Source organism: Streptococcus infantis (assembly GCF_047463175.1).
In the GTDB taxonomy this organism is placed as follows: domain Bacteria; phylum Bacillota; class Bacilli; order Lactobacillales; family Streptococcaceae; genus Streptococcus; species Streptococcus infantis_AC.
On sequence record NZ_JASHEJ010000004.1, the window covers coordinates 56,924 to 72,170 of the forward strand.

A 15,247-nucleotide genomic window follows, 5' to 3' on the forward strand; every position below is an offset into this window, starting at 1 on the left:
ACACAGAATCACATTTGCTAGCAGTAATAAGATATAGTTTTAAAATCCTATCAGCTAGACATTACTTGCTTTTTCTTAGAAGTTTCAAAAATATAAACTGTCGCACAAATCCTGGACATAGGGCAACGACAACTTGGATTAAAACACTTTTCAGATATTCGCCATAAGAAATCTGTCCACGAGCGTGCATTCTCTTTCGTGCTTGGCGATAGAGTTTGAGATAGCGAAGACCTCCACGGCGCTCAAACATCCCCGCTCCCACGCGCACCTTACATAGAATTTGATCCACATTTCCAGTTCGAGCTCCTGCACTAATCATATTGAGCCAGAGAAGATCATCTTCCATATAAAGGCCATCCTCGTAGTTACCAGCTTTGAGAACCATACCTTTTTTGAACATAACAGTCATATGATTAAAGGCACTTCTCATACGTTGGTAGGTAATGATATCCTCATGCTTAGTCGGTACACGACGGTAAGACACAATCTCGTCAGGTTGGTCGATAAACTCTGCGATATGACCACCTAGCAGGTCTAAGTTTTCTTTTTCCATCAATTCGAACTGTTGTTCGAAACGGTCTTCAACAGCAATATCATCTGTATCCATACGAGCAATGACATCATATTGGCACTGTAAGACACCGTACTGAAGAGCTAAACCTAAGCCACGATTTTGCTCAAGTGGGCAACGTTTGATTGGAATACTTGACTGTGCTTCTAATTTCTCCAAAACTTGATACAGTTCAGGTGTCAGCGAACCATCTTCGACGATTACCACTTCGCTAGGTTTGAGCGTTTGATGTAAGATGCTCTCTACTGCCTCTTCCAGAAAGGCTGGATTTTCTTTAACATAGACTGACATCAGGACGCTAAATTTACGATTTTCAGACACAGTAGTTCTCCAATTTATAGATTTTCTTTCACTATTTTATCACAATTTCCCTGACTTTCCTATTTTTATTTGAATCCCAGAAAAAAACTAGTAAATATATTGTCCTTCTTTACTATGATTTCTATCGGCCACGTAACGAATCACGTCAGGTCAACTTGACATCTATAGGAAAAAAAATTAAAATAAGCTGTTATCAAAATCAGCTTATTGAGGTTCACATGAAAAAACGATCACTCTTTTTTATTCTAGGAATTATCTTAATCGGAGCGGTCTTAAGAGCTCCTTTCACAGCTTTACCAACTGTTTTGGGAGATATTGCCCAAGGTTTAGGCGTGGAAGTTAGTTCACTTGGTGTTTTGACCAGCCTCCCTCTCTTGATGTTTGCCCTCTTCTCCTCTTTTGCGACTCGTTTAGCTCAAAAAATTGGACTCGAGCACCTTTTCACCTATAGTCTTATCGTATTGACCATCGGTTCAGTGATTCGTATCTTTAATCTTCCTCTACTCTATCTAGGGACTTTACTCATCGGAGCAAGTATTGCGATCTTTAACGTGCTCCTTCCTAGCGCCATTCAGGCCAATCACCCACAAAAGATTGGCTTTCTGACAACCATCTATGTGACCTCTATGGGGATTACAACGGCTCTTGCTTCCTATCTCTCTGTACCCATTACTCAGGCGACATCTTGGAAAGGCTTGATACTCTGCCTATCCTTGGTCTGCCTACTAACTTTAGTTGCCTGGTTCCCCAATCATCGTCACAATCATTTTCTAAAAGGAAGTGAGAAAAAACAAAAGAAAGAGAATATCTTAAAAAACAAGGAAGTTTGGGCTATTATTGTATTCGGTGGACTTCAGTCCTTACTCTTCTATACCAGTATGACCTGGTTACCTACCATGGCAATCAGTGCTGGCTTATCTCACACAGATGCCGGTCTTTTAGCTTCGATCTTTTCTCTAACTAGTATCCCCTTCTCGATGACTATTCCAAGTTTAACGACTCGTTTGTCCAATCGTCACCGTCAAATCATGCTGATAGTCATCTCTATCGCTGGATTGCTTGGAATTGCCATGCTCTTATACCCGAGCAAGAGTTTCCTCTACTGGTTAGTAGCGCATCTCTTGATTGGTACTGCCTGTAGCGCTCTTTTCCCTTATCTCATGGTTTGCTTCTCCGTCAAAACTAGCTCCCCTGAAAAGACAGCCCAATTGTCTGGGCTTGCCCAGACCGGAGGCTACATTTTGGCAGCTGTCGGTCCAACTCTCTTTGGTTACAGCTTTGACATGTTCCATTCCTGGATCCCAGCTGTATTGGCTCTTCTAGTTATTGATATCATCATGACAATCTCCCTATTTATGGTAGATCGAGCAGATAAAATCCTCTAATCTTCTAGTTTTCACTAGAAGATTTTTTATATATAAAAATTTTATACATATTGCTTGACAGGGCTTACATTTAGATGTATGATGTATGTGTAGAATAATTATATATAAAATTTTTATATACTATAAAGGAGGTGCCCCATGTATTTTCCAACATCAGCGGCCTTGATTGAATTTCTCATCTTGGCCATCCTAGAACAAGGGGATTCCTATGGTTATGAAATTAGTCAAACCATTAAACTCATTGCCAAAATCAAGGAATCTACCCTCTACCCCATCTTGAAAAAACTGGATACCAACCGCTACCTGACTACATACTCTCGCGAATACCAAGGTCGGATGCGGAAATACTACTCCCTAACAGAGATTGGGGAGGAGCAACTATTTGTACTCAGAGAAGAGTGGACACTCTATACTGACACTATCAACGGCATCATAGAAGGGAGCATTCGCCATGACAAGAACTGAATATTTGAATCAGCTTGAAGCCTATCTGATGAAGCTTCCTCAATCTGATCGTATCGAAGCTATGGACTACTTCAAAGAACTCTTTGATGATGCTGGTCCAGAAGGTGAGGAAGAACTCATAGCTAGCCTGGGTAGTCCTAAAGAAGCTGCCCACGATATACTGACAACGCTTCTTGATAAGAAAATCAACGAAGAAAATTCAAGTAATAATAACCGTCAAGTGATACAAATCGCTATCCTAGCACTTCTTGCGGCTCCTATCGGAATTCCTGTCGCAATTGGAATTCTCATGACTATCATCGGGATTTTTATCGCAGCGATCAGTGTACTGTTGGCCTTCTTTGGCGTATCCGCAGCTGGAATGGTGCTCGGAGCTGTCCTCCTATTTGAAAGCTTCTACGTTCTGGCTGAATCTACATCTGCCTTTATGCTGATTTTTGGTGGAGGTTTACTGGCAATCGGAGCTTCGTCCCTAGTTTTGCTAGCAACTTCCTATGTGACCCGTTTCTTTGGAATACTAATCCTTCGACTCATTCAGTGGATTCTTAATAGAGGAAAGAGAGGTGAAAGTCATGCGTAAATTAACAAAAGGATTTCTTATCTTTGGTGTTGTTACTAGTATCATCGGTTTTACCATGATGATCATCGGCATCCAAACCGATGGTGTCAGAAGCCTACTTGCAATGTCTCAAAATCCAGTCTTTGAGAGCCGAATGGAAGAGCTTACATTTGATCAAGATATCGAAAATCTTAACATCTCACTAACACAACATTCTCTAGTTATTACGGAGTCAAACGACGATAAGATTCACATCCAGTATCATCCAACCATCTCTGAAAAAGAGAATCTTCAACATTCTAGCAAAGAAAAAACTCTTGAGATTTCCGACACCAAGTCAACTACACGTCCTTCTGTTGGTTCTAGTATCCAGGGTATCCTCTATATCGTAAGCGGAGTTTCTAGTCGCAATGATGAAGTTGTTCTCTCATTACCAAGAGGAAAGGACTTAAAAAATCTAACTGCCCAGGTAAACCATCGTATCCTTTCAATTTCCAATGCAAAAATCAGCAATGCCAAAATTCTGTCAAATGGATATCTCCTTCGTATCACTGATAGCGAGATTAAAAATAGCCAACTGATCACAACTGGAATTGTCAATGTATTTGAAACCAGTCTAACAGATAGTCGCATCCAAGCAGACCATGAACATATCTCTGCTGACGACATCCAAGTCCATGGTCGTGTGGAATTAGAGGCAGAAAAAGACATGACCCTAAAGCTAACCCAAAAAGAATTTGACAGAATCAATCTAGAACTTTCTTCTGACCATGGTTCCATCTACCATCGCAGTCGGGAAGGATATAATCCGTATGAGGAAAACAAGGAAGATGAAGAGTTCTCTAATCCTTACAATTCAGAGAAAAAAGATACACAAGATTTACTTGTCGCAAAAGCTGGTCAAGACATCAATCTACCAAAAGAGGAGGTTCGCTCGCCTTCTTATAGACATCATGAATAAAAAGTTACTAATCAAAAAGGAGGTCTCATCATGACTCAAGAATGGTTCGAAAGTGCTGATTTCGAGAAAACAGCCAACAATGAAAAAAAAGATAACCCATCTGACCCAGTCATTCCCCGAGAAGAGTTAAAAGAAAAAGAAGAGTTGCCAGTGGTTGAGGAAAATCCTCAAGCCAATCCAGAAGATAAGGAAACTGACCTAGAGAAAGTAGAGAGTGACGAACACGAAGAAATCGTGGAAAATACAGAAAAGATAGACAAGTCAGAAGAACCTGTAGAGACTGAAGAACAAGAAGAACTGGTAACAAAGACAGATCAAGCAGAAAAACCAGTTAAGGAAGCACCTCAGCCTAGCAAATCTTTGGAAAGTCCATTTGTCCCAGATCCTGTCCCTACAAAAACTACAATTTTCAGGGAAGAAATGGCTGATTTTTGGACTTGGTTACAGGGTGCTATTAAAGAACCGACCTCTAGTGTTTACACAGATAAAAAACACAGTTACACCGCCTTTGCGCTCCTATCTATCTTTTCTGCTACGAGTTTCTTCTTTTGCATCTATCACATCAAGCAAGCCTACTACGGCCATATGGCAGCCATCGACTCTAAAGCTCTCCAGCATTTCCCTTCACTGAATCTCTTTTCTATCTTCTCTATCTTGGTAGCTACAAGTCTCTTCTTCTTTTCAATCCTTATGGGTGGATTTGTAGTCAAACGCTTTGTCGACCAGGACAGTGACTGGACACTAGATAAAACCTTCCAAGAGTACAGCCGACTCTTGGCCATCCCAGTTCTCTTGACAGGTATTGCTAGTTTCTTCGCTCTTTTTAATGGTCTACGATTTGCAGTATTGCTTTGCCTGATTAGCATTGGTCTGGTACTTCTTGCCAACCTCTATACCATCTCAAAACCAAGTAAAGATAGCCAAACCGACTCCTTCTATCGCCTTCTCTTGGCTTTCCTAGTCAACGGAAGCATCCTATTTCTCTTTTTCCTAGCAGAAATGGCACTGGTTTTTGATTATCTCCGAATCCTAGCTTTTATGTAAGATAAAATCCTGTCACTCTTGACAGGATTTTTCTAATTTTGCAAATACTAACTCCCTATAAAGAATTAAATACTCTAGATTATCTCCACGATTCGTTTTGGGAAGTAGTAAGAAATGATTGTCTTTACACAAGCCAGCAAAGTTGCTTGTTTATAGTGACTAACCATTATTTTTTCCTTTTTCAACACTTATCTTACTATAGCCATCAACTTCAATGATGCTATTCGAAGTTTGATTTGTGGTAGGAACCCTTAAAATTTCTCCTGTATTATTTGTATGCAAAGTATAGATTCCATCAAAATCTTTAGGAACTGTAATAGATACATCGCCAACAAGAGTATCTATAAATATTTTTTCGAAAGTAGTATTTTTTCCTAAGGAAATAGTTACATATAACTTGTCTTTCCCTTCTGAACTCAGAGCCAAATTAAAGCCATGTTGCGAAAATGGAAGATACAGACTATCTGAACTTATCTTAACGTTTTTAGATATGTTATTCGCTGATTCTTCAGAAACATTTCCTTCTATTTGAACAGTTGTTTCATCTGAATCACTCTTTACAACTTTAACATCAATTGCTTGCTTTGATCCATAAAACTCTATCGTTTTAATACTTTTAGAGGAAAGAGTCCATGATTGTTTTATACTGATTGTTGTTTCTCCCCGCTTTAAGGTTAATAAAATTCCAGCTACTACAAACAGTAACAACAGCCCAATTACAATTCCTATTTTTTTCATCGCTAGTCCTCCTATTTAAATTCTTTTTTACTGAATACAGCTAACGCAAGTACAAGCACTGCTATACTCACCACTATAGGATAGCATACGTTTGTAAGGGTAAATTGACTAAAACTTGGTGATACTTTCAAATTTAAAGTCATTAGTAAATAGTCTCTCACACTCTCACCAGAGTTTGGAAGAACATAAACCAGTAGGTTATCAAATAGTAAAATGTAGAGTGTATAAATCATACATGATTCATAAACCTTATCAAATATTTGAAAAATCAATAAGGAGATACTGATAATAACCAAATAGTATGGTAGTTGATGTAAAAATGTCGAAACAATCAACACCATGTCCCCTTCCAAATAAACAAGAGCTGTTAAACTATAAAAAATAGTTACATATAGGAAAGACAAACAAAAGGTTCCCAAAGTTTTATATAAAAATAACTTCCATCGTTGTTTTTCTTTTGTGAGCAGAATATTGATCGTACGGAAACTATAATCTTCCCCCCAGAAAAATAAATTAGCAGAGATGAAAAGCAAAGGAATAAAACCACTCACATTTGAAATCAACACTCGAAATGCTGGTTCATTTTCATTTGATGACTTAAAAAATAGGTAGAATAACAAAACTAATAACCCTATCAACAAACTAGGAAGCACTCCTCTTTTTTCCCAGTAAAATTTATACATATCTGCCTTAAGAGAATTCATGACTCTCCTCCTTTCTTAAATCATCAGATAATATTACGCAAATAGTAGTCCTCAAAGCGTTCCTTCTTAATATAAATATCCTGTATCACTAGATTTGAACCAATACTATATTCCAAGATAGCCATTAACCTATCCTTTTCTGTCACAACCAGATAGTCATCCTGCTCAAAATGAACAATGCCCTCTTCTTCTAAAAATATTTTTAAAATCTGATTATCACTTGTTTTTAGGAAAATTTTTTCAGATAAATCATTCGCTAGCTCTTTTGAACTCATCACATTTAGAATTCTTCCCTTTTTCATGATGATATACTTATCTGTTATAAACTCCAACTCTGATAGGATATGGCTTGAAATTAAAAAAGTAACTCCCAACTGATCCCTTAAATTCAAAATCATTTTTCTTAAATCTGAAATCCCTTGAGGATCTAAACCATTCACTGGTTCGTCTAGGATAATGAGCTCTGGATTATCCAAAAGGGCAATTGCTATCGATAATCTTTGTTTCATGCCAAGAGAATAGTTTTTGACTTTTCGATCCCATGATGGTTCAGACAAGTGAACCAATTCCAACATTTCTATGATATCTGTCTTTAAACCAAATCTTGTCTTGTAATATTGCAAGTGTTGGCGTCCAGTCAGGTTTGGATAGAGGGCAGGTGATTCGATAATACTGCCAATCTTATGCTGAGAAACACTCTTGATTGCTCCCTTATCAGCTCGAATGAGTCCTAGGAGAATTCTCATTAATGTTGTCTTGCCAGCACCATTTTCACCAATAAGGCCACATATTTCCCCTTGCTCAATATCAAAGGAAATATTATGGAGAACCTGTTCTTTTCCATATGTTTTATCGATATTTTTAAGACTTAAAATCACACGATTCATAGTTTCTCTCCGTTCATTATATCTTTTGGCTTCATGAATTATCCTCCACCTCTGAAATTCCAAAATTCTTTACATCTGTAACTTCCTCAGGCAGAATTAAAACTCGCTCTTCGCCAGCATATAAAATTGCTAGGCGAAAGATTTCGTTATTTAATACTATCTCTACCAACTTTTGCTCAGTCGTGTTATTTCGAAACACCAAACTGTGGCGAGTATGTGTAAAAGTCTCTAGCGAGATACTAAGATTCTCCATCTCTTCCTCCTACTCTAAATAACTCAATTAACCCTTCATTACATCTCTAGTTTACCGCTTTCAAAAACAAAAAAACATGACAAAAATGTCATGTTAGCTCTTCATTTCCTCAAAAGTTTTTAAATCTCTTTCTCTCTCTCCAGAGATGCGCGCTTCTAATACTTGGTCTCCAAATGCTTGAGCGCAGATAATGGCTCTGTCATATAATTGGATAGCTTTTTCCTTATCCCGTTTATGAAATAAGGTACACATAGCTTCTAGCATATCTACGATTGGTTTCTTTTGAAAGTCCTGGGATAAAATCATCAATCTATTCATTGCCTTAACATAAGGCTCAAAAGTAGAGTAGGACTTTTCCATCCATTGAACAGCTAAAGAATCAAGCACCGTTTTCTTTAACATATAAGCTGTCTCTAAATCGGATGAATTCGTTTCTCTCAGAAGTTTTTTAGAAAGTTCCCAAAATAGTTCATGATTATACTCAGTCGGTCTTGCTATACATGAAACAAAGTACAATTTTATGAGAAGCAAATCATTCACCGAATAGTTTTTCCTTATCCTTACTTGCTCAAAATGCTCATCAAGCAAAGCATCGCCAAACCCTGCATCTTCACTTACAAAAACATCAAAACTAGCTTGTAAGGCACTAACTGCAATCTGCTCATCCTCAGGTAAGCTGTCATAATAGTGTTCGTAAACTCTGTCAAACAACTCTTCTTTAATATGGATTCTATCATCATCCCCATAAGTTTGGAACTTAATGAGTTTATCCTTTAATATCAAGTAATCTGAGGGTAAGATTATATGATCCATATCTACTATATGTGAAATTGGACAACCTAGTTTATAAGCTATATACTCTACCTTGGGTAAACTTGGAGAAGATTGACCTGATTCAATTCGTGCTAGTTGGCGTACTGTTATCTCGCTTTCATCATCACAAAGAGTTTCACGAGTGATATGTTTCATCTCTCGCAACATTCGGATTCTTTTCCCTACTTCCTTCTTAATATCCATATGCTCGATCTCCTGATAGTCCTTTGACAAACAATAGCATTTCTATTTTGTTATATTATACTGTCTTTTGCTAAGATAAGCAATGTTTAGAATCTCGTATTACGAAATATCACTAAGCTACTCTATCTATAAAATGAGATTGCATTCTAAGATATTCTGTGAAAACCTAGACTATGGCTTTTACCTACTTTTTCACATTTACTAAATTCTCAAAATCTTCCCCTAAAACAGGTCCTACCACTATTTGGTTGGCATCCAAGTCCTGATAAAGTTCTTTTGGAAGAGCTTCTAAGAAGGCTTTGTAATCTAATCTAGCTACTGCTTCATAGTCTTCTGGTTTTGAACCATCTCCAGAGATTTTTACCAAATCAATCTCCCAAACAAGTTCCTTGCCTACCAATTGCTCAACGTAAGGAGCTGGAATCACCGGTTCTTTTGGCAAAATGGTTTTTACACCCTGAGCTAGGTGGTAGACCCCATGAACCTTACCCTCACCATCTGGATAGAATTTAGCACTGGAAGGATAGGCATCAGACCCTTGAACTTTCTTGACCAACTCTTCAAAACGTGCCAAGCCATCTTCTTCCAAGAAACTTTCCAAATCCTTCTTATCAAAGTAAATAGTTGATAGAATACCCTGACAGAAACCTAAACGAGCAGCCTTATCAGCTAGATAGTTCTTAACCGTTTCTTGGAAATAGTTTTCCAAACCAAAGTCTGCCAAGCCTTCAACTGCTTCACCAACCTTGCTAGACAAAGCTCGCAAGAGCTCTTCTACTATCTCCCAGTCAGCTCTTGTAATCAAGTCAGGAATAATTACTTGATAGCCGTTTTGAGAGTCAAGGTAGCGAACTTTAAAGAGAAACTGAGATTTTCCCACAACAGCACACTCGATATACTCAAGGCGATTAAGAGGTTGACGGAGGTAAACAGCATCATAACTATGCGACTCTAGGCCTTCTACTAAGCCTAAAATTGATTTAGCTGTAAGGATCTCCTGTTGTCCTAAAATACTTTGTTTATTTGGAATAAAAAATGTTTTCACCATAATGGTCTCCTTTGAAATCGTTTACATATAGTATACACCATTTTCCTGAAAGATGCAGAAACAAATTTAAGATTTTTTGGTCAAAAGCATAGAAAAACAGCCCTTTAGGACTGTTAATATTTATTATACAACTTCAGAATGGTCTAGGCTCTCACCAATTGCTGCTAGACGCTCGATGACTTGATCTTGTGTCAATTCATGTTCCAAAACATAACGATTACGTGGGTGAACACGGCACTCGTGCGAGCAACCACGGAGATATTTGTCTTCGTTCTCTTCTGATGCCAAGATACGGCGGTTACAGAATGGATTTCCACAGTTGACATAGCGTTCACATGGTGTTCCATCAAACCAGTCTTTCCCTACAATGGTTGGATTGACATGGTTGACATCGACTGCAATACGTTCGTCAAAGACATACATTTTCCCATCCCAAAGTTCCCCTTGAACTTCTGGATCTTTCCCGTAAGTCGCAATTCCTCCATGCAATTGACCGACATCTTTGTAGCCTTCACGTACCATCCAACCTGAGAATTTCTCACAGCGGACTCCACCTGTACAGTAAACTACGACACGTTTATCCATGAATTTTTCCTTGTTATCACGAACCCATTGTGGTAATTCACGGAAGTTGCGGATGTCAGGACGGATAGCCCCACGGAAGTGTCCAAGGTCGTACTCATAGTCATTACGAGTATCAAGGACCACTGTATCTTCATCTAGGAGGGCTTCTTTAAATTCTTTTGGTGACAAGTAAGCACCTGTTGTTTCAAGAGGATTGATGTCGTTATCAAAGTTATCATCCTCTAAACCAAGATGAACGATTTCCTTTTTGTAGCGAACAAACATCTTCTTAAAGGCTTGCTCACTTTCTTCGTCAATCTTGAACCAGAGGTCTTCCATACCTGGAAGGCTGTGAACGTAGTCCATGTATTTTTGCGTTGTTTCGTAGTCACCAGAAACGGTTCCGTTGATCCCTTCGTCAGCCACTAGGATACGGCCCTTGAGGCCAATAGACTTACAGAAAGCCAAGTGGTCTGCAGCAAATTGTTCTGCGTTTTCGATGGGAACATATTTATAGTAAAGTAAAACTCGAATATCTTTTGACATTTGCTTCTCTTTTCTAAGATTAAATTATCAGAAATTTTCATTCAACTATATCAGTATACTCTCCCAAGAAAGCGAATGCAATTTATTTGACCGAAAAATAAAAAACAAGACTCATTTTCAGATCTTATTTTAATTAAATATTCGATGAAGAAAACTTAACAAAAAGATATCCATGGCCTGTCTTGAATAAATTACTAATCATGATGCCAATAAAAACAAGACTGATAAGATTTCGAATCCAGAAAAAATTGCCAATTTGAGAAGAAAATAGCCTATAGCTTTGGATTATAAGTGTTATCTGAGAAAGCCCATATACGAAAAATAAGTAAGTGGAATAAGATTGCACTAATTTTGAAAATAAGATGGTATTTTTCATGTACCTATTACCAACGCTATTTGTACGGCAAATGCTGGTTTTTAAATACATATAATTATATTCAAATACTCAAAAAAGAATCACCACCCCGTCTGGAAAACTCCAGACAAGGCAGTGATCGCATCTTTTAGGAATGAATACACGAAATCAATCTATCTTAAGATTTTTTGTTTTTCAAGAATTCGTCGTATTGTTTTTGCATTTCATCCAATACTTTTTGGTAAGCACCTTCAGATTTAAGTTTTTCCATCAATTCTGGAATAGCTTTTTCTGGGTCTACAGTACCAGTGTTGATAGCTGTATCGAATTGTTGCATAGTATTAGTGATAGCTGAGATTTCAGATTTCACGTTGTCAGTGTTAAAGATAAATCCAAGCGCTGGAGATTCTTTTGCAGTTTCCAAGTCTTTCTTAGATTGTGCAATTTGTTCATCTGTAACGTTTTCGTTGATGTAAAGGATCCAGTTGTTACCAGTATTCCATCCTGACATGTGAGTGTTTCCTTTGTATCCATCAAGGACTTTAACACGGTTTTCTTTACCTGCAACTTTTTCCCAGTTCTTGCCTTCTGGTCCATAAACAAGTCCGTTCAAGAGTTCTGGGTTAGTGTTCAAGAGGTTCAATACTTCCATTGCTTTTTCTTTGTTCTTAGAGTTATTTGAGATTACAAAGTTTGCAACTTGAGTTGTTTGGTTTTTCTTGATGAAGTTAGTAAATGGTTTGATTTGGATGTCTCTGTTAGCAACACGAGAAAGCAAGCTGCTACCGTAGTCAGCTGGTCCTACTGTTTCTTCACGAACAAGCCAAGTATCTTGAGTAAGATCATATGAAGTTTCACTTGTTGCTACGTCTTTTGGAATGTATCCTGCTTCATAGTATTTGTGAAGTGTCTTCAAGTGTTCTACGAAACGAGGAACTTCGTAACGGTTTACGATCTTAGTAGTATCACCTTCAAGGTCGATAACGAATGGAAGACCATTTGCAACTGGGTAGTCAAAGTTTTCTGATGGGATAAAGTTTTTACCAACAGCGAATGGCATTACGTCTGGAGCTTTTTCTTTGATTTGTTTCAATACTGGTTCAAGTGTTTCGTATGAAGTTACACCTGAGATATCGATTCCATATTTTTCAAGAAGTGGGCCGTTGAAAGCAAAGTTTTGTGAAGATGCAACGTTAGCTGCAACTGGAACAGAATAAATCTTACCGTTTATAGTGTTACCTTTGATGTAAGCTGGGTCAAGCGCTTTGTAAAGGTCAGCTCCTTCTTTCTTGTACAATTCTGTCAAGTCAGCATAAGCACCTTTTTGAGCGTTTACAACGTAGTTATCTGCAAATGCGATATCATAGTTTTCACCTGATGAAGTGATAACTGACATTTTCTTACCGTAGTCACCCCATCCAAGGTATTGGATATCTAATTTAGCACCAACTTTTTCTCCGATGATTTTGTTTGCATTTTCTAGCAACTCATCCAAGTTATCTGGTTTGTCACCGATTTGGTACATTTTGATAACAGTTTTGTCACCTGAAGCTGAGTCAGCAGCTTTTTGGTTGTTACCTTTAAGGTTTCCACAAGCAGCGAGGCTAGCAGCTAAAGCTACAAGGCTAGCAGATGCAAAAGCATATTTTTTCCAGTTTTTCATGATAAAAACTCCTTTTTTTATTTTTAAATTTAAAACAATTTTAGTGATCTACTTTTCAACATAGAAAGTTAGATAGGGTAGAGAAAGCTTGTTTCTCAGCGTCTCTTATTCTTTAACACCACCGATAGTTAAACCTTTTACAAAGTAGCGTTGGAAGAATGGATAGAGAATCGCAATTGGAACAGTCGCAACTACGACCATGGCCATACGACCTGTTTCTTTTGGTAGAGCTACTGCAAGTTGTCCTGACATCCCAACTGACTTAGCAATGTAATCCATGTTGTTTTGAATTTGCATGAGCAAATATTGCAATGGATACAAGTTGTCACTCTTGATGTAAAGAAGGGCATTGAACCAGTCGTTCCAGAATCCAAGTGCTGTCAAAAGTGTGATAGTCGCAATCCCTGGAAGAGAGAGTGGTAAACAGATTTGGAAGAAGATCCGCGCCTCGCTAGCACCATCGATACGAGCTGATTCGAGGATTGCTTCTGGAATGGTTTTCTTGAAGAAAGACCGCATCAACATGATGTTGAATGGTGATAGAAGCATCGGAACAATCAAGGCCCAAATAGTATCACCCAAGTGAAGTAACTGAGTTACCACGATATAGCCTGGTACCAAACCAGCATTGAACAACATACTAAGAAGAGCAAAGATTGTAAAGAATTTGCGATACTTAAATGTTGAACGTGAAATGGCATAAGCGTATGTTGTTGTGATGAATACGTTTGTCAATGTACCGACAACTGTCACAAAGGCTGAGATAAAGAGCGCTTGTAAAATTTTGTCTTTAAACTGAGCCAAGAATTGGAATCCATCTACACCAAACTTGGAAGGAAAGAAACTATATCCATATTGAACAATACTTTTTTCGTCTGTAACTGAAATAATGATTACGAAGATGAAAGGCAAGATACAAGAGAAGGCCAGCAAACCAGATATGATACTAAAGAAGATATCTGCCTTTTTGCTGAAGGAGTGTATGCCAACATTATCAATTTTTTCTTTTTGAATTTTTTTTGCCATATGCTCCTCCTTTCTAGAATAGTGCTGAGTTAGGATCAACACGTCTTGCAAGTAAGTTTGATAGAATAACGAGAATCAAACCGACGACTGACTGGTAGAGACCGGCTGCTGAAGCCATACCGATATCTGCTGTCTGAGTCAATCCGTTAAAGACATAGACGTCCAATACATTTGTTACACTATAGAGCTGACCTGCGTTGTGAGGGATTTGGTAGAAGAGACCGAAGTCTGCACGGAAGATGTTTCCGACTGCAAGGATGGTCAATACTGTCACAAGTGGTGTCAACTGAGGGATGGTTACGTTACGGATACGTTGCCATTTGCTAGCACCGTCCACTGTCGCTGCTTCGTAGTAAGTTGGGTCAATACCCATGATAGTTGCGTAGTACATCACACTACTGTATCCAAAGCCTTTCCAGATACCTAGGAAAAGGAGGAGGTAAGGCCAGATACTGATGTCAGCGTAGAAGTTAATACCCTTCATTCCAAGGGCTTCTAAGGTGTGGTTGATAAGCCCTTTATCGATATTTAGGAAAGCATCTGTAAAGAAACTGATGATAACCCAAGATAGGAAGTAAGGGAACAACATAGATGTTTGGTAGATTTTAACCATTTGCTTAGAGCGAAGTTCACTAAGAATAATGGCAATACCAACTGATACAATTAAACCGATAAAGATAAATCCAAGGTTGTAAAGGACAGTGTTTCGAGTGATGACAAAGGCATCCTTAGAACTAAATAAGAATTTAAAGTTATCTAGTCCGACCCATCTACTATTTATAATACTGTGGACGAATCCTTCACCAGTCATATGGTAGTCTTTGAAGGCAACCACATTCCCAAAAACTGGAATGTAGAAGAATAAAATCAACCAAATTGTTCCTGGTAAAACCATTAAGAGAAAAATCCAATTATCTCTTAAAGTTTTTGAAAACTTGTTCATAATTTCCTCCCTTTTTATTTTCTAAAACTTCATAATCTCACATTTTTAGATTTGATAACGTTTACAAAAATAGTATACTCTTATTTTTAGGACAGTTTAAACTACAAATTATAGAAAAAACTCCACAAATTATTTTATGTGGAGAACTTTTTTATATAAGAATAGGTTTCACGGGAAACTTTCTTCCTGAATAGAGT

16 protein-coding genes and 1 pseudogene are annotated in these 15,247 nt (G+C 38.0%); 5 read left to right on the forward strand and 12 right to left on the reverse strand.

The genetic code is table 11. The features are described from left to right. Positions 1–61 precede the first annotated feature (61 nt). Complete coding sequence (locus QM859_RS08325; RefSeq protein WP_414262750.1) at positions 62–892, reverse strand: glycosyltransferase; 831 nt, start codon at positions 890–892, stop codon at positions 62–64. 218 nt (positions 893–1,110) lie between these two features. Here QM859_RS08325 and QM859_RS08330 point away from each other — a divergent pair, with 218 nt between their 5' ends. From QM859_RS08330 to QM859_RS08350, 5 genes are all read left to right on the forward strand, one after another. Next, positions 1,111–2,277 carry a CynX/NimT family MFS transporter gene (locus tag QM859_RS08330; RefSeq protein WP_414262751.1) on the forward strand — a complete coding sequence of 389 codons (1,167 nt, stop codon included), beginning with the start codon at positions 1,111–1,113 and terminating at the stop codon, positions 2,275–2,277. 138 nt (positions 2,278–2,415) lie between these two features. Then, positions 2,416–2,742 carry a PadR family transcriptional regulator gene (locus tag QM859_RS08335; RefSeq protein WP_006149048.1) on the forward strand — a complete coding sequence of 109 codons (327 nt, stop codon included), beginning with the start codon at positions 2,416–2,418 and terminating at the stop codon, positions 2,740–2,742. Next, positions 2,729–3,322, forward strand: a complete 594-nt coding sequence (locus tag QM859_RS08340) for a DUF1700 domain-containing protein (RefSeq protein ID WP_414262752.1) — start codon at positions 2,729–2,731, stop codon at positions 3,320–3,322. Before QM859_RS08335 ends, QM859_RS08340 begins: the two co-directional genes overlap by 14 nt. Then, the gene (locus tag QM859_RS08345) at positions 3,315–4,262 is read left to right on the forward strand and encodes a DUF4097 family beta strand repeat-containing protein (RefSeq protein WP_414262753.1); all 948 of its coding nucleotides are present in this window, start codon (positions 3,315–3,317) and stop codon (positions 4,260–4,262) included. Before QM859_RS08340 ends, QM859_RS08345 begins: the two co-directional genes overlap by 8 nt. Before the next feature lie 30 nt (positions 4,263–4,292). Beyond that, positions 4,293–5,306 carry a DUF6574 domain-containing protein gene (locus QM859_RS08350; RefSeq protein ID WP_414262754.1) on the forward strand — a complete coding sequence of 338 codons (1,014 nt, stop codon included), beginning with the start codon at positions 4,293–4,295 and terminating at the stop codon, positions 5,304–5,306. 159 nt (positions 5,307–5,465) lie between these two features. On the opposite strand, the gene QM859_RS08355 is transcribed toward QM859_RS08350, so the two are convergent. The 11 genes and pseudogenes from QM859_RS08355 to QM859_RS08405 all read right to left on the reverse strand — a co-directional run bounded on the left by QM859_RS08355 (position 5,466) and on the right by QM859_RS08405 (position 15,050). Beyond that, a complete protein-coding gene (locus tag QM859_RS08355) occupies positions 5,466–6,044 on the reverse strand; it encodes a hypothetical protein (RefSeq protein ID WP_414262755.1) in 579 nt (192 codons plus the stop codon). An 11-nt stretch (positions 6,045–6,055) separates the two neighbouring features. Further along, complete coding sequence (locus QM859_RS08360; RefSeq protein ID WP_414262756.1) at positions 6,056–6,748, reverse strand: ABC transporter permease; 693 nt, start codon at positions 6,746–6,748, stop codon at positions 6,056–6,058. Positions 6,749–6,771: 23 nt separating this feature from the next. Continuing rightward, positions 6,772–7,635 carry an ATP-binding cassette domain-containing protein gene (locus tag QM859_RS08365; protein WP_414262757.1) on the reverse strand — a complete coding sequence of 288 codons (864 nt, stop codon included), beginning with the start codon at positions 7,633–7,635 and terminating at the stop codon, positions 6,772–6,774. 31 nt (positions 7,636–7,666) lie between these two features. Beyond that, positions 7,667–7,888, reverse strand: coding sequence for a hypothetical protein (locus QM859_RS08370; RefSeq protein WP_414262758.1), 222 nt, complete (start codon positions 7,886–7,888; stop codon positions 7,667–7,669). Positions 7,889–7,981: 93 nt separating this feature from the next. Beyond that, positions 7,982–8,905, reverse strand: coding sequence for a helix-turn-helix domain-containing protein (locus QM859_RS08375; protein WP_414262759.1), 924 nt, complete (start codon positions 8,903–8,905; stop codon positions 7,982–7,984). A 184-nt stretch (positions 8,906–9,089) separates the two neighbouring features. After that, positions 9,090–9,953, reverse strand: a complete 864-nt coding sequence (locus QM859_RS08380; RefSeq protein WP_414262760.1) for a DUF4299 family protein — start codon at positions 9,951–9,953, stop codon at positions 9,090–9,092. 123 nt (positions 9,954–10,076) lie between these two features. Next, positions 10,077–11,063, reverse strand: coding sequence for an oxygen-dependent tRNA uridine(34) hydroxylase TrhO (gene trhO, locus QM859_RS08385; protein ID WP_414262761.1), 987 nt, complete (start codon positions 11,061–11,063; stop codon positions 10,077–10,079). 160 nt (positions 11,064–11,223) lie between these two features. Beyond that, positions 11,224–11,422: pseudogene (locus QM859_RS08390) on the reverse strand (CPBP family intramembrane glutamic endopeptidase); the annotation flags it as partial. A 174-nt stretch (positions 11,423–11,596) separates the two neighbouring features. After that, positions 11,597–13,081, reverse strand: a complete 1,485-nt coding sequence (locus tag QM859_RS08395; RefSeq protein WP_414262762.1) for an ABC transporter substrate-binding protein — start codon at positions 13,079–13,081, stop codon at positions 11,597–11,599. 105 nt (positions 13,082–13,186) lie between these two features. Then, complete coding sequence (locus QM859_RS08400; RefSeq protein ID WP_025170531.1) at positions 13,187–14,107, reverse strand: carbohydrate ABC transporter permease; 921 nt, start codon at positions 14,105–14,107, stop codon at positions 13,187–13,189. A 13-nt stretch (positions 14,108–14,120) separates the two neighbouring features. After that, a complete protein-coding gene (locus QM859_RS08405) occupies positions 14,121–15,050 on the reverse strand; it encodes an ABC transporter permease (RefSeq protein WP_414262763.1) in 930 nt (309 codons plus the stop codon). Positions 15,051–15,247: the final 197 nt, after the last annotated feature.

Coding starts and splice junctions, on each gene's coding strand:
- QM859_RS08330 (WP_414262751.1), top strand. CDS start 1,111: ATGAAAAAACGATCACTCTTTTTTATTCTAGGAATTATCTTAATCGGA.
- QM859_RS08335 (WP_006149048.1), top strand. CDS start 2,416: ATGTATTTTCCAACATCAGCGGCCTTGATTGAATTTCTCATCTTGGCC.
- QM859_RS08340 (WP_414262752.1), top strand. CDS start 2,729: ATGACAAGAACTGAATATTTGAATCAGCTTGAAGCCTATCTGATGAAG.
- QM859_RS08345 (WP_414262753.1), top strand. CDS start 3,315: ATGCGTAAATTAACAAAAGGATTTCTTATCTTTGGTGTTGTTACTAGT.
- QM859_RS08350 (WP_414262754.1), top strand. CDS start 4,293: ATGACTCAAGAATGGTTCGAAAGTGCTGATTTCGAGAAAACAGCCAAC.
- QM859_RS08355 (WP_414262755.1), bottom strand. CDS start 6,044: ATGAAAAAAATAGGAATTGTAATTGGGCTGTTGTTACTGTTTGTAGTA.
- QM859_RS08360 (WP_414262756.1), bottom strand. CDS start 6,748: ATGAATTCTCTTAAGGCAGATATGTATAAATTTTACTGGGAAAAAAGA.
- QM859_RS08365 (WP_414262757.1), bottom strand. CDS start 7,635: ATGAATCGTGTGATTTTAAGTCTTAAAAATATCGATAAAACATATGGA.
- QM859_RS08370 (WP_414262758.1), bottom strand. CDS start 7,888: ATGGAGAATCTTAGTATCTCGCTAGAGACTTTTACACATACTCGCCAC.
- QM859_RS08375 (WP_414262759.1), bottom strand. CDS start 8,905: ATGGATATTAAGAAGGAAGTAGGGAAAAGAATCCGAATGTTGCGAGAG.
- QM859_RS08380 (WP_414262760.1), bottom strand. CDS start 9,953: ATGGTGAAAACATTTTTTATTCCAAATAAACAAAGTATTTTAGGACAA.
- trhO (WP_414262761.1), bottom strand. CDS start 11,063: ATGTCAAAAGATATTCGAGTTTTACTTTACTATAAATATGTTCCCATC.
- QM859_RS08395 (WP_414262762.1), bottom strand. CDS start 13,081: ATGAAAAACTGGAAAAAATATGCTTTTGCATCTGCTAGCCTTGTAGCT.
- QM859_RS08400 (WP_025170531.1), bottom strand. CDS start 14,107: ATGGCAAAAAAAATTCAAAAAGAAAAAATTGATAATGTTGGCATACAC.
- QM859_RS08405 (WP_414262763.1), bottom strand. CDS start 15,050: ATGAACAAGTTTTCAAAAACTTTAAGAGATAATTGGATTTTTCTCTTA.